Genomic DNA, 14,812 nt, shown 5'->3' with positions numbered 1-14,812 from the left:
ACATAATAAATAGCAAAAAATATATTAGAAAGGACTAGATGTAGTTAAAGTTATTCAAACACTTTTTTACTATTAATGATAATACTATTTTCAATTATTGCTCAGTAAAAAATTGATGATGAATAACCTTACAGACGATAAAAAACGACCATTTTTTTGGCTTTTTCTGCTCAATATTATACTTACATTAGGTATCCTTATTTCATTAGTATTTCTATATTTTAATCAAGAAAAATTATTTGAAAGTCAGGTAAATCGTTACACTTCTTATCGTTTGGGTGATGCTTTAAGACAAAGTGATGATTTTTTGACAGAATATTGTAAAAACTTTATTGTTACAAAAGATACTATTTGGGAGAAGAAGTATTGGGAACTAGTCGCTGTTCGAGAAGGAAGGTTGATTCCAGAAGATAGTGGATGGGAACGTTCTATTTTAGATAGCATGTACCATATGGGTTTTTCACAAGAAGAGTTCGAACTACTTAAGGATGCACTGGGTAAATCAAACCAATTGATAAAAAAGGAAGAGCAGGCCTTTAATGCTGCAAAAGGAATTTATTTAGATAGCCTAAATAACTATTCTATCAGAGGAAAACCAGACTTAGAAGCAGCTTTCAATATCTTATATGGTCAAGATTATCTTATGACAAAAACTGAGGTAATGGAACCCATTATTAAGTTTGAAAGTCTAATTGAATCCAGAACTAAAAACACAGTCGATAAATTTAGAGAGAAAGGCGAGTTTTTGTTGTGGACTATTTTTATTTCGATTGCACTTTTAATCTCAGTATTTATTATTAGCTACTATATGATTATCAATAGACTAATTCAGAAAGAGCAATTATCCAATCAATTACAATCAAGGAGTAAAGAGCAGGCTTGTCTTTATAAGATTTCTCAGCTTACAGAAAGTACACAAAAAGATATAGATCATATTTTAGAAACAACAGCTTCAATTATTCCTTATGGATGGCAGTTTACTGAGCAAACTTGTTGTAGAATAACATTTCAAGGGAAAACATTTACATCAGTGCAGTTTTCTGAATCAAAATGGAAACAAGAAGCAAAAATTATTGAGTCGAATAAAGAAATAGGGAAGATTGAGGTGTATTATAACGACCTTACTGGAAGCTTAACAGCAACCCCTTTATTAGAAGAGGAGCAAGAATTAATAGAAGCTATCGCACTGATCTTAGGAAATTTTAATGAAAGGAAATCGTATCTAGAACATCTAAAAAGATCGAATCAGAATTTAAAAGATGAAATTGACCTAAAGGTTAAAACGGAAGTGGCATTAATTGAGAAAGAACAGCAATTACAATATGCATTAGATGCTTCTAATGAAGGAATTTGGGAGATATATCGAGATGATGATCAAATTAATTTCAGTGAGCGCTGTTACAGTATTTTAGGGTATACTTCCGAAGAAAGCGTATTAGACCAAATTGATTTTTGGAAAGGAATTGTGGTTTCGGATCATCAAGAAAAAGCATTAATTAATAATGTAGATGAAATAAAGAAAAATGGCTCTCATGATAGTTTGTACAGGATGAAGACCAAAGATGGAGCTTACAAGTGGATTCACACAAAAGGTAAAGCTGTTGAGTTTACGGCTAAGAATGCTCCAAAACGAATCGTTGGAACCATGTCTGATATCACTGATAGGATGAAACAAGAAGAAAATATTCTAGATGCTATTTTGGAAACAGAAGATAAAGAAAGAAGTAGGATTGCAAGTGAAATTCATGATGGTTTACAACAAACTATGTCTACCTCTTTGATGAGTTTAGAAAAAGTTAGAATGTCAGTTGATTTTAATGAACCTAAGGTTGAAGAGCGTTTTCAAATGGGATATCAATACCTAAAAAAAGCAATAGAAGAAAGTAGAACACTAGCACATAATCTTATGCCTAAAGTGATTAGCGAAAATGGTATAATAGCAGCTATTGAATCTTTAATTTCTGCTATTCAAAATTCATCTTCTACTTCTTTCAATTTTGATCAAAATATTGATAAAAACAGATTGAAACTATCTGTGGAAATGACACTGTATCGTATCACACAAGAAGCGATTAATAATGTTATTAAGTATGCCAATGCAACAAAATGCAACATTCAAATACTTAAACATTCAGATGTTTTATTACTTACTATAGATGATAATGGAGATGGGTTTATAGTAGAAGAAAACTTAAAAACTTTTGGTATCAATAGTATGAGAACTAGGGCTGAGTCTATAGGGGCTTATTTTGAGATTAATAGTAGACCACAAAAAGGAACACAAATTTTAGTAGAACTTCCATCAGAATAATAATATGAGTGAAATCAAAGTAATGTTAGTAGACGATCATAGTATGATCAGATTTGGTTTAAAGTCTTTTTTGGAAGATGAAAAAATTTTGGTTGTGGCAGAAGCAAAAAATGGAAAAGAGGCACTCGAGCAATTAGAAGGGATTGAAGTCGATGTGGTTGTTTCTGATATTATGATGCCTGAATTGGATGGAATAAAGCTGACACAAGAAATCTCCAATATTCATCCATCGATTAAAGTCTTAGCCTTAACGATGATGAATGAATCTCAAAACATAAAACAAATGTTGGGTGCTGGTGCAAAAGGTTATCTACTAAAAGATTGTACGCAGGAAGAGTTAATACAAGCGATTAAAACAGTTGCAAAAGGTGAGGTGTATTATTCTCAAAATGTTACACAGACTATTATGCAGGGGTTTACTTCAAAGCCAAAGCCTAAAAATAGAACGGTAAAAGACATTGCATTAACTGAAAGAGAAATAGAAATTCTACATCTTATCTGCAAAGAGAAATCGAATCCAGAAATTGCTGAAGAATTATTTATTACTTCTAGAACAGTTGAAGCACACAAACGCAATTTATTAGAAAAAACAGGTTGTAAAAATGTAGCCGGATTAGTTTTATATGCAGTAGAAAGAGACTTATTTGATGACCTCTAAAATAAGACAAATAGGTGTTTCACGTAGTTGTTAAGTAAATCACTAAAATTTTTAACTTTAGCGATACAACTAAATATTTTAATCCCCGTATGATGACCTTTGTAAAACCAGAAAAAGTTATTTTTCAACTAAATTACAAAGGTTATGTACACATTTATTTTTGCTTTTGGAGCAGTAGCATTAGTCTGTTTTTTCTTCTATTTGGGATTTAAGAATTAGTCGAAATTATAATTAATAAGTTAAAAGTATTTTAAGGTATATCGATTATATACCAAGATCTAGAGTGGAAATAAAAACCTCAGTTGGTCAATGGAAAATTGATAAACTGAGGTTTTATAGTTTAATCTTCGAAATAGAAGTTCCTTTTTTTATTAAATAATTCAATCAATTTCCTTGCTCCAGCAATAGCAGGGACTTTATTTTGAATGACTCCATTTTCTAGACTAGGTAATTCTTTTGTGATATCTTCATCAGAATAAAAAGCCCTCTTGAGGTAACTTTCTATTGTTTCATGCATCCAATGTAGATTTTGTTCTTGCCTTTTTGATTGGAAATATCCTTTATCTTTCATTTTCTTTTCAAACTCCAAGATATTTTCTAGGATTTGGTCCAACCCACTATTTTCTAAAGACGAACAGGTCATAACTTTAGGCGACCACCCTGTTTCTGAAGGAGGGAAGAGGTGTAATGCATTCTGATATTCAGCCCTAGCAAGTTGGCCTTTTCGGATATTATCACCATCACATTTGGTGATTGCTATTGCATCAGCCATTTCCATTATTCCTCTTTTAATGCCTTGTAATTCATCGCCTGCACCTGCTAACATGAGTAATAAGAAGAAGTCAACCATTCCTTTTACAGTGGTTTCTGATTGACCCACACCTACAGTTTCGATTAAAATAACATCAAAACCTGCGGCTTCACATAGCAACATGGTTTCTCTAGTTTTATGGTTTACACCACCAAGAGCAGAACCTGCAGCAGATGGACGAACATACGCTAAAGGGTCATTAGAAAGTTCTTCCATTCTCGTTTTGTCTCCTAGAATACTTCCTCCTGAAATTTGTGAACTAGGGTCAATGGTTAGAACTGCTAATTTTAATTCTCTAGATGTAATATATTTTCCGAAAGATTCTATGAAAGTACTTTTACCAACACCAGGTACACCTGTGATACCTACGCGTAAACTATTACCAGTATAAGGGAGTATCTTCTCTAATATCTGTTCAGCTAGTAATATGTCTTCATTTAATTTACTTTCTATGATTGTAATGGCTCTGCTGAGTATTATTCTATCACCTTCAATTATGCCGTTAGCATATTCTTCTGCGGATAGCCTTTTTCTTCTTTTATACCCCATGATTTATATGATTTTTATGAATTGTAGCTTGGTTATTTATCGCGGGCTATCTTCTGTAAAAGTAGACAAATTTCATGATTTCCCATTTAAATCAATTCTTTTTTTCAAATTGAAGTGTAAAAAGGGATTTTTTTTAGATATAAATTTATTTACAAAAAAACGAAAAAAATGACTTTTGTCTTATATTTAAAAGTAAGTATATCAGTTAGTTATAAATTTATGTATTGATAAATAAAAGCAAATAAATAGAAATGAGTGATAATAAATTATCAATTTGATGACAAAAGTTATCTTGCATCAAGCATTCATGTGTCAATTTTACAATACAAGATTAAAGCAGGGTATATCGCGGACTATATTGTTCACTAACTAAAAAAAATAAAGAAATGAATATTACACACATCGAGCATATCGGCGTTGCAGTAGAAAATTTAGAAGAGTCAATTAAATACTACGAAGAGGTATTAGGACTAAAATGTTATGCTATTGAAGAAGTAGCAGAACAAAAAGTAAAAACAGCCTTCTTCCAAGTTGGAGATACAAAAATCGAGTTATTAGAATCAACTGCTGAAGATGGTCCTATTGGGAAATTTGTTGCCAAAAAAGGTCCTGGTATGCACCACTTAGCATTTGCAGTAAAAGACATCGAAGGTAATCTTAAAGATGCTGAAGAAAAAGGTGTTCGTTTATTGGATAAGACACCAAGAAAAGGAGCGGAAGGATTAGACATCGCTTTCTTGCATCCTAAATCGACTCACGGGGTTTTGACAGAGCTATGTGAGAAAAAGTAATCTCAGATTACTAAGCAGCCTTAACCTGACTAATAATTACAACTTCCAGCAGCTATCAAAATTATCTATTGAGGTTGTTGTTACGACAACTACCAGCAACCTCAATTTCTTCAAATAACACACTGTAATTAAATAACGACACACTTACATAGAATAACTAAAAGAATAATATGAACTCATTTCTTGAGTCATGTTTTTGAATATCATATAGGAAATAACCCTATCAATATTTGAAAGTTATTTGAAGAGCCAACTGAATTGAATTTTGACATTTAATAATTAATGTTGAGTGGAGAGCCACTTAGTGTTGACAAATGCCCTCAGGGTAAATATTTATGGGTACTAACAAAGACAAGATCAAAGAACTTGTAGAGAAACGCACACAAGCCAGATTAGGTGGTGGTGAAAAGCGTATTGAGAAACAACATGATCAAGGTAAATTAACCGCAAGAGAAAGGATAGATTTATTACTTGATGAAGGTAGTTTTGAGGAGTATGATATGTTCGTTACACACCGTACAAAAAGCTTCGGTTTGGATAAACAACAATACTTATCAGATGGTGTAGTTACTGGTCATGGTACAATCGATGGCCGTGTTGTTTATGTATTTGCTCAAGACTTTACTGTATTTGGAGGTTCACTTTCTGAAACATTTGCTCAGAAGATCTGTAAAGTTATGGATCAGGCAATGAAAGTAGGTGCTCCTGTAATTGGTTTAAATGACTCGGGTGGTGCTCGTATTCAAGAAGGTGTAAGATCATTGGCAGGTTATGCTGAGATTTTCCAACGTAACATTATGGCTTCGGGTGTTGTTCCTCAAATTTCTGCAATCTTAGGTCCTTGTGCTGGTGGTGCCGTTTATTCTCCTGCTTTAACAGACTTTATTTTAATGACAGATCAAACATCGTATATGTTTGTGACTGGTCCTAAGGTAGTTAAGTCTGTAACTGGTGAGGTGATTACAACAGAAGATCTTGGTGGTGCAAATATGCATGCCTCTAAGTCTGGTGTAGCTCATATGATGACTGAAAACGATGAAGAGACTTTAATGTTAATTCGTAAGTTAATCAGTTACCTACCATCAAATAACCTTGAAGATCCTCCAATTATTCCTTGTAAAGATCCTCATGATAGAATTGAAGACGCTCTAAATGAGATCATTCCTGACGATCCAAATAAACCATATGATATGCATGACGTTATCCACCATATTGCGGATAACAATGAGTTCTTAGAAACTCACAGAGCATATGCTAAAAATATAATCACAGGTTTTGCTCGATTTAATGGTCGCCCAGTAGGTATTGTGGCCAATAACCCAAGTTTCTTGGCAGGTGTACTTGATATTGAGGCTTCTAAAAAATCAGCAAGATTTGTTCGCTTCTGTGATGCATTTAATATTCCTATCGTAACATTAGTAGATGTTCCTGGATTCTTACCTGGTTCAGGTCAAGAGTATGGAGGTATCATCTTGCACGGTGCGAAACTATTATTTGCATATGGTGAAGCTACTGTTCCAAAAATCACTATTACATTAAGAAAGTCATACGGTGGTGCTCATGATGTTATGAGTAGCAAGCAATTAAGAGGTGATCTTAACTATGCTTGGCCAACTGCTGAAATTGCAGTAATGGGAGCAAAAGGTGCTGTAGAGGTACTTGAAGGTCGTAAAATTAGAAAGATCGACGACGAGTCTGAAAGAGAGAAGTTTATCCATGAAAAAGAGGATGAATATATCGAGAAATTCGCAAATCCATATCAAGCAGCTAAATACGGTTTTATTGATGATGTAATTGAACCACGTAATACTCGTTTCAGAATCTGTAGAGGTTTAGAAGTATTAGCGACGAAGAAAGAGGTGAATCCAGCGAAGAAACACTCTAATATTCCACTATAATAAAGATAAAACTATGGAATACACACCATTAGAAATCGAATTGTCAGAAGGGTTAGTTGTTTCTTTAGTCGGAGTCGCATTAGTGTTCTTAACATTAGCCGCCCTTTTTATCGTCTTTAGTTACGTATTACCTTTTATTCTGAGGTTAATTGAAGCGAAGCCTAAAGTAAAAGATCCCGAAGAGAAAAGACTCCAAAAGGAGAGGGAAAAAATTGCTACAGGTGAGGTAAATGCTGCTATTGCAGCGGCACTTTATAAGTACCTAGGAGAAGAAGATCATGATGAAGAAAATACGATACTTACTATCCAAAAAGTAAAGAAAGCGTATTCTCCTTGGAGTTCGAAAATTTATGCCGTTCATGGCAGTCAGCTTAATCGATAATTAGTATTACGAAAATGAAAAAATATAAATTTAAAGTGAACGGTAATAACTATGCCGTTCATATTACTAACGTTGAAGGTCAAGCCATTGAATTAGAAGTAAATGGTACACCGTATACTGTTCAAATGGAGAAAGAAGTAAAGTCATCTAAGACTCCTCAATTGGTGAGATCTTCTGCTCCAAGAACAGCTGCACCAAAAGCAATTACCAGATCAGCAAAGAAGTCGAATATCGTTGCCCCATTACCAGGAACTGTTGTGTCTTTGAATGTCAAAGAGGGAGATACTGTAAAACAAGGAGATTTATTGATGACAATGGAAGCCATGAAGATGGAAAACAATGTATTGTCAGAAACAGATGGAACTATCGGTGTAATCAAAGTACAAGAAGGTCAGTCAGTATTGCAGGGTGAAGTTCTTGTAGAAATGGCCTAACGTTTCTAATGATTTAAAATTTAAAAAAAGACATTATGAAACGAGTATTTATAGTATTTGGATCAATTGCAGCAATTCTAGTAGCTTGGGCTACAGCAACAGCTGGAGTTGTATCTACTGAATCGATAGGAGAAATTACCAAAGAAGTGGTATTAAATTCTTCGAATGGGTTTGGTCATATGGCCTTAGAAGGCTTGTCAAACTTTATGTCTATGACAGGTTTTGCCAATGTAACAATCCCTAACCTAATCATGATTTCTGTCGGGTTATTCTTTATTTTCCTGGCAATTAAATTTGATTATGAACCGTTACTGCTTATTCCAATTGGTGTAGGTGTCATCATTGGTAACATTCCATTTGTTGCAGGAAACCAGATTGGTATTTATGAGGAAGGTTCAGTATTAAACTACCTGTATTTTGGTGTTCAAAAAGGTATTTATCCTCCATTAATTTTCTTAGGAATAGGAGCAATGACCGATTTTACATCACTAATTGCCAATCCTAAATTAATGTTGTTAGGTGCTGCTGCTCAAGTAGGTGTGTTCCTTACTTTCATTGGAGCGATCACTTTAGGTTTTGATTTAAACGAGGCAGCTTCTATCGGTATTATCGGTGGTGCTGATGGTCCAACAGCGATCTTCTTATCTTCTAAAGAAGCTCCACATTTATTAGGAGCAATCGCTATTGCAGCATATTCTTACATGGCTTTGGTTCCAGTTATTCAACCTCCTTTAATGAGATTGATGACAACTTCTGCGGAACGTAAAATCCGTATGAAACCACCAAGAACAGTGACAAAAACGGAGAAGATTTTATTCCCAATTATTGGATTGATCTTGACAACATTTATTTCACCAAGTGCATTACCACTTTTAGGAATGTTATTCTTCGGTAACCTATTAAAGGAATCTGGACATACAGAACGCTTGGCAAATACTGCAAGAACATCTATGGTAGATATTGTAACGATCTTATTAGGTGTAACCGTTGGAGCATCGACACAAGCTAGTGAATTTATCACTGTGAATAGTATGAAAATCTTCGTTTTAGGTGCTGTATCTTTTGCAATTGCTACAGTATCAGGTTTGGCTTTTGCCAAAATCATGAACGTTTTCTTGAAAGGAGATAATAAAATCAACCCACTAATTGGTGCAGCAGGTGTATCTGCAGTGCCAGATTCAGCAAGAGTTGTACAACAAGAAGGTTTAAAAGCAGATCCATCAAATCACTTACTCATGCATGCTATGGCACCAAACGTATCTGGTGTTATTGGTTCAGCAGTTGCAGCAGGTATCTTGATGAGCTTCCTTTCTTACTTCTCCAACATGTAATCTGAATTTGTCAATGGTGGATTGTATAGCAAACACAATTCACCATTTCTAACTGAATTATTACGAAATACATTTTTTAAAATATAGAGATGAATGGTGTTGTTATTATTTAAACTTCATCATTCTACCTTAACCACTTATTTACCATGACAAAACAATTTGTATCAGCAGCGGAAGCAGTAAAACTAATTAAATCAGGTGATAGAGTATGCGTTCAAGGTGGAGCTGGAACTCCTCAAGCATTAGTAATGGCCATGACAGCTAGAGCATCCGAACTTCGTGATGTTGAAGTTTGTCATATCCATACTGAAGGTTACGCTGATTATGCTAAAGAAGAATATGCAGAAAGTTTTAAATCGAATAACTTCTTCATTGGAGGTAATGTTCGTAAAGAAATTTGGTCTGGAAATGCTTCTTACGTACCAGTTTTCCTTTCAGATATCCCTAATTTATTTAGAAGAGACATTTTACCATTAGATGTAGTTCTAGTAAATGTTTCTACACCAGATAAACATGGTTATGTTTCTTTAGGTGTATCTGTAGATATTATGGTAGCAGCTGTTGAAAAGGGCAAAACTATTATTGCTCAAGTCAACAAACAAATGCCTCGTTGTATGGGCGATGGTATTCTACATATCGATAGCTTCGATGCTATTGTAGAAGTAGATGAGCCAATTTATGAAATGAAATTTGGTGAGCCAACTGAAATCGAAAGACAGATTGGTGCACACGTAGCTTCACTTGTTGAAGATGGCGCTACACTACAAATGGGTATAGGTGGTATTCCAAATGCAGTACTAACCTACTTACATAATCACAAAAACCTTGGAGTACATACAGAGATGTTCTCTGAGGGTTTAATTGACTTATGTGAAAAAGGTATTGTAAATGGATCAAACAAAAAGATCTTACCTCACAAAATTGTATCAGGTTTTGCAATGGGTACTAAAAAGTTATATGACTTTATGGATGATAACCCAGAGGTTGAAATGATGGATATTGCATTTGTAAATGATACAGCTGTGATTCGTCAAAACCCTAAAGTAACAGCAATTAACTCTGCAATTGAGGTAGATCTAACAGGACAAATCTGTGCGGATTCAATTGGTACTAGAATGTATTCAGGAGTTGGTGGTCAGATGGACTTTATGAGAGGTGCAGCCTTATCTGAAGGAGGTAAGCCAATTACTGCTTTGCCTTCTGTGACAGCAAAAGGGCATTCTAAAATTTCAGCAATCTTACAGCCAGGTGCTGGTGTAGTGACAACAAGAGCTCATGCTCGCTTTGTAGTTACTGAACATGGTATTGCTGATTTATTTGGTAAAAACTTAGCACAAAGAGCAAAAGCATTAATCGCAATTGCTCATCCAGATCATAGAGAAGACCTTGATCGTCAAGCTAGAGAACGTTTTGGTAGAAGTTACCAATCTTTTTCAGCTGTAGTACCGGAATTGGTTTAGTGGTTTAAACCTAATTAAATATCAATTTGTTATATAACCAAGAGAATATAAGTGTAAAAATTACATGATTTTTCTTTCTCTTGGTTATAATCAACTCAATTTGTTCCGGTTTTTGTTTTATTATTGTATCACACACAAAACCACACAAACAACATAAATTATGGCTGATAAGTTATTTTCAGACTTCGAGCCAATCAGTAAAGAAGCTTGGAAAGAAAAAGTAGTTACTGATTTAAAAGGGGCCGACTTCGATAGAAAACTCGTTTGGAACACAGAAAACGGGATGAAAATACAGCCTTACTTCGATCATGAAGACAGGGCTGAAAAATTAGATGTATTAGATCAATTAAAAGATATATTACCTTCTTCAGAGAAAGAGGGACTTGATTGGAAGAGTTTCCAGAAAGTAGTAGGAGACACCAATGAAGAAATCAATAAAAATGCGTTGTTCTTACTAGAAAGAGGAGTTGAAGGACTAATCTTTAATGTAGATCATGTAAAAGATTTTGATATTGAATTAGCTTTAAAAGGTATCAGTATCGAAATGGTAGGAATTGGTTTCGAAAATGTAGCTCACCCAAGAACACTTGTAAGAGATTATGTTGGGTATTTACATATCCATGGTGTTTCACTTGATAAGGTAAGAGGTTTTGTCAATTTTGACCCGATCTCAACTTATTCTACTACTGGTATTTTGGATGAAGACGGTATCGAAAGAATCTCTCGCTTGATTTCTTATACTAGTGAAATGCCTGGCTTTAGAGTTTTAAGTATTAACTCTACCGCTTTTGTTAATTCTGGCGCAAACCATACGCAAGAACTGGCGTTCACATTGAATACAATGGTAGAGTATATTGATCAACTTCAGAAGTTTGATATCTCACCAGAAGAAGTATTACAGAATATCATCTTCCAAGCTGCAGTGGCTGGAGATTATTTCCATGAGATTGCAAAATTCAGAGCCTTTAGATTATTAGTTGTTGAAGTAGCTAAATTGTATAATCCTGATTTTGATGAAAAGTCAATTGAAATACTAGCGAACTCATCACTTTGGTCTAAATCACTTTATGATCCAAACGTAAACATGCTTCGTAATACAACAGAAGCAATGTCTGCTGTTCTTGGTGGTGTGAATGCAATTAATATTGAAGCACACAATGCTTCATATGAAAAGCCAACAACACAATCTCAAAGAGTTGCACTTAACATCTCTCACATCATGAGAGAAGAAGCTTATTTGGGTAAAGTGGCAGATCCTGCATCGGGGTCTTATTATTTAGATTCTCTTACAGAAAAGTTATTGGATGCAGCATTAATGTTATTCCAAACAATTGAGTCTGAAAATGGATTCTTAGCTTGTTTTGAAAATGGAACAATCCAAGGATTAATAAGAGAGACTCGCGATAAGAAAGAGAAATTAATTGCTCAAAGAAGAAGTGTTTATGTAGGTACTAACCGTTATCCAAATCAAGAGGAAATGGTGAATCCAGAAAATGTAAAACTTCAACACGATCATGAGGCAAAAGTAGAATTACTACATGGTCAGAGAGCAACACTTCAATTTGAAAGTCTGCGTTTGAAAACAGAACGTTACGTCAAAGATGGTGGGGAACGTCCTAAAGTATTCAATGCACTATTTGGTAATCTTGCCATGAGAAAAGCAAGATCAACATTCGCAATGGATTTCTTTGGTACTGCAGGTTTTGTTTCTTCAGAACAATTCTATGCTTCAGCTGAAGAAGCTGTAAAAGGAGCAATTGAGAATGATGCAGACATTATAGTGATGTGTTCTTCAGATCCTGAATATGCAGAGCATGTTGAAGGTTTCGCTAAAGCTTTTAAAGCATCAGAAGCAAAAGGGAAAAAACTAATTCTTGCTGGTCACCCTGGTGACAAAGAAGCAGAATTCCTTGCTGCTGGCGTTGATGGTTTTGTTCATGTAAAAACAAATGCCATTCAAAGCTTAGCACAGTTCCAAGCTGATTTAGAAATTAACTAATCAGCAACCACTACCACTTAAATTGACGAAAAATGAAACCAGATTTTTCAAAACTCGATATTAAAAATATTAAACTCACTTCACCTGAAAACTTGGTGAAAGAGAGTGATGCTTGGAAAACCGCAGAAGGTATTCCGGTAAAAAAAGGATTTGAGGAAGCAGATTATAGTTCGGCAGAACATTTAAATTTCGCAGCAGGTCTTCCTCCATTTTTAAGAGGACCATATTCAGCAATGTATGCTTTGCGTCCTTGGACGATCCGTCAGTACGCAGGTTTCTCAACAGCAGAGGAATCAAACGCATTTTATAAGAGAAATTTAGCGGCGGGTCAAAAAGGTTTATCAGTAGCATTTGACTTAGCGACTCACAGAGGGTATGATTCTGATCACCCTAGAGTAGTTGGTGATGTGGGTAAAGCTGGTGTAGCCATTGATTCAGTAGAGGATATGAAAGTTTTATTTAATGATATTCCATTAGATAAAATGTCAGTATCAATGACAATGAATGGTGCAGTAATTCCAGTATTGGCCTTCTATATTGTTGCTGCTGAAGAGTCAGGAGTATCAAAAGAAAAGCTAAGTGGTACAATCCAGAATGATATCCTGAAGGAATTTATGGTGCGTAATACGTATATCTATCCACCAAAACCTTCAATGAGAATTATCTCAGATATTTTCTCATATACTTCTAAGAATATGCCGAAGTATAACTCCATTTCTATCTCAGGTTACCACATGCAAGAAGCAGGGGCAACAGCTGATATTGAGTTGGCTTATACATTAGCAGATGGTTTAGAATACATCAGAGCGGGTATTGCAGCAGGTTTAGATATTGATGATTTTGCTCCACGTTTATCTTTCTTCTGGGCAATTGGTATGAACCATTTCATGGAGATTGCAAAAATGAGAGCAGGTAGAATGTTATGGGCTAAAATTGTAAAACAATTCAAACCTAAAAACCCTAAATCAATGGCCTTGAGAACGCACTCTCAAACTTCAGGTTGGTCATTGTCGGAACAGGATCCTTTTAACAACGTAGCTAGAACAGCCATTGAAGCAATGGGAGCAGCATTAGGTCATACTCAATCATTGCACACGAACGCATTGGATGAGGCCATTGCATTACCAACGGACTTCTCTGCAAGAATTGCTCGTAACACTCAGTTATACATCCAGGATGAAACAAATGTGTGTAAGGTAATTGACCCTTGGGCTGGATCTCATTATGTGGAATATTTAACGCATGAAATTGCACATAAAGCTTGGAAACTTATCGAAGAAGTAGAAGAGCATGGTGGTATTGCAAAAGCCATTGAAAAAGGTATTCCTAAAATGCGTATTGAGGAGGCATCTGCAAGAAAACAAGCTAGAATTGATTCTGGCCAAGATACAATTGTGGGTGTTAACAAATTTATCGCAGACGAAAAGACAGAAATCGACGTTTTAGAAATAGATAACACTGCAGTTAGAGAAGGACAAATTGCTGGATTAAAGTCTCTTAGAGCAAATAGAGACCAAGCAAAATGTGATGCTGCATTGAAAGCTATTGAAGAAGCGGCAGCAACTGGAAAAGGTAACTTACTAGAGTTAGCTGTAGAAGCTGCTAAATGTAGAGCGTCTTTAGGTGAAATTTCTGATGCTATGGAAAAAGATTTCGGAAGATATAAAGCTACAATTCGTAACATTTCAGGGGTATATTCTCATGAAGTAGCAGGTGATAAAGCATTTGCTGAGGCAAAGGCATTAGCCAATGAATTTGAGAAACTTGAGGGTAAACGTCCTAGAGTAATGGTTGCGAAAATGGGACAAGATGGCCATGATAGAGGAGCTAAAGTAATTGCAACATCATTTGCAGATATTGGCTTTGATGTAGATATGGGTCCACTTTTCCAAACTCCAGAAGAGGTAGCAAGACAAGCGGCTGAAAATGATGTAGACTGTGTAGGTGCATCTTCATTAGCGGCTGGTCATAAAACTTTAATTCCACAATTAATTGAAGAGTTAAAACGTCTAGGGCGTGAGGATATTATGGTATTTGCAGGTGGAGTTATCCCTGAGCAAGATTATCAATTCCTTTATGATTCTGGTGTATCTGCGATATTTGGTCCAGGTACAAGAGTTCCTTACTCTGCGAAAAAAGTACTTCAAATCTTGTTAGAAGATGAGCAAGTGGAAAACTAAGGACATAT

At 35.2% G+C, this 14,812-nt stretch carries 11 protein-coding genes; 10 read left to right on the top strand and 1 reads right to left on the bottom strand.

The genetic code is table 11. From position 1 onward, the window contains the following. The first annotated feature begins 118 nt into the window (after positions 1 to 118). Positions 119 to 2,311 carry a PAS domain-containing protein gene (locus QL232_RS11710; protein ID WP_281614255.1) on the top strand — a complete coding sequence of 731 codons (2,193 nt, stop codon included), beginning with the start codon at positions 119 to 121 and terminating at the stop codon, positions 2,309 to 2,311. Between the two features lie 4 nt (positions 2,312 to 2,315). Next, on the top strand, positions 2,316 to 2,969 hold the full coding sequence (locus QL232_RS11705; protein WP_281614254.1) for a response regulator transcription factor: 654 nt from the start codon (positions 2,316 to 2,318) through the stop codon (positions 2,967 to 2,969). A gap of 340 nt (positions 2,970 to 3,309) precedes the next feature. Here the strand turns inward: QL232_RS11705 and meaB are convergent, their stop codons facing one another. After that, positions 3,310 to 4,329, bottom strand: a complete 1,020-nt coding sequence (gene meaB, locus QL232_RS11700) for a methylmalonyl Co-A mutase-associated GTPase MeaB (protein ID WP_281614253.1) — start codon at positions 4,327 to 4,329, stop codon at positions 3,310 to 3,312. Positions 4,330 to 4,715: 386 nt separating this feature from the next. Here meaB and mce point away from each other — a divergent pair, with 386 nt between their 5' ends. From mce to scpA, 8 genes are all read left to right on the top strand, one after another. Continuing rightward, complete coding sequence (gene mce, locus QL232_RS11695; protein WP_168883332.1) at positions 4,716 to 5,120, top strand: methylmalonyl-CoA epimerase; 405 nt, start codon at positions 4,716 to 4,718, stop codon at positions 5,118 to 5,120. Positions 5,121 to 5,455: 335 nt separating this feature from the next. After that, on the top strand, positions 5,456 to 7,018 hold the full coding sequence (locus QL232_RS11690) for an acyl-CoA carboxylase subunit beta (RefSeq protein ID WP_168883331.1): 1,563 nt from the start codon (positions 5,456 to 5,458) through the stop codon (positions 7,016 to 7,018). 13 nt (positions 7,019 to 7,031) lie between these two features. Next, the gene (locus tag QL232_RS11685; RefSeq protein ID WP_168883330.1) at positions 7,032 to 7,400 is read left to right on the top strand and encodes an OadG family protein; all 369 of its coding nucleotides are present in this window, start codon (positions 7,032 to 7,034) and stop codon (positions 7,398 to 7,400) included. Between the two features lie 14 nt (positions 7,401 to 7,414). Further along, on the top strand, positions 7,415 to 7,834 hold the full coding sequence (locus QL232_RS11680) for a biotin/lipoyl-containing protein (RefSeq protein WP_168883329.1): 420 nt from the start codon (positions 7,415 to 7,417) through the stop codon (positions 7,832 to 7,834). A gap of 35 nt (positions 7,835 to 7,869) precedes the next feature. After that, a complete protein-coding gene (locus tag QL232_RS11675) occupies positions 7,870 to 9,165 on the top strand; it encodes a sodium ion-translocating decarboxylase subunit beta (protein ID WP_168883328.1) in 1,296 nt (431 codons plus the stop codon). A 146-nt stretch (positions 9,166 to 9,311) separates the two neighbouring features. Then, the gene (locus QL232_RS11670) at positions 9,312 to 10,625 is read left to right on the top strand and encodes an acetyl-CoA hydrolase/transferase family protein (protein ID WP_168883327.1); all 1,314 of its coding nucleotides are present in this window, start codon (positions 9,312 to 9,314) and stop codon (positions 10,623 to 10,625) included. 160 nt (positions 10,626 to 10,785) lie between these two features. Next, the gene (locus QL232_RS11665; protein ID WP_281614252.1) at positions 10,786 to 12,624 is read left to right on the top strand and encodes a methylmalonyl-CoA mutase family protein; all 1,839 of its coding nucleotides are present in this window, start codon (positions 10,786 to 10,788) and stop codon (positions 12,622 to 12,624) included. 32 nt (positions 12,625 to 12,656) lie between these two features. Continuing rightward, positions 12,657 to 14,804, top strand: a complete 2,148-nt coding sequence (scpA, locus tag QL232_RS11660; protein WP_281614251.1) for a methylmalonyl-CoA mutase — start codon at positions 12,657 to 12,659, stop codon at positions 14,802 to 14,804. Positions 14,805 to 14,812: the final 8 nt, after the last annotated feature.

The sequence above is a fragment of the Flammeovirga sp. SubArs3 genome (genome assembly GCF_947387565.1).
GTDB lineage: Bacteria > Bacteroidota > Bacteroidia > Cytophagales > Flammeovirgaceae > Flammeovirga > Flammeovirga agarivorans.
This window is presented reverse-complemented; position numbering and strand designations above follow the sequence as displayed.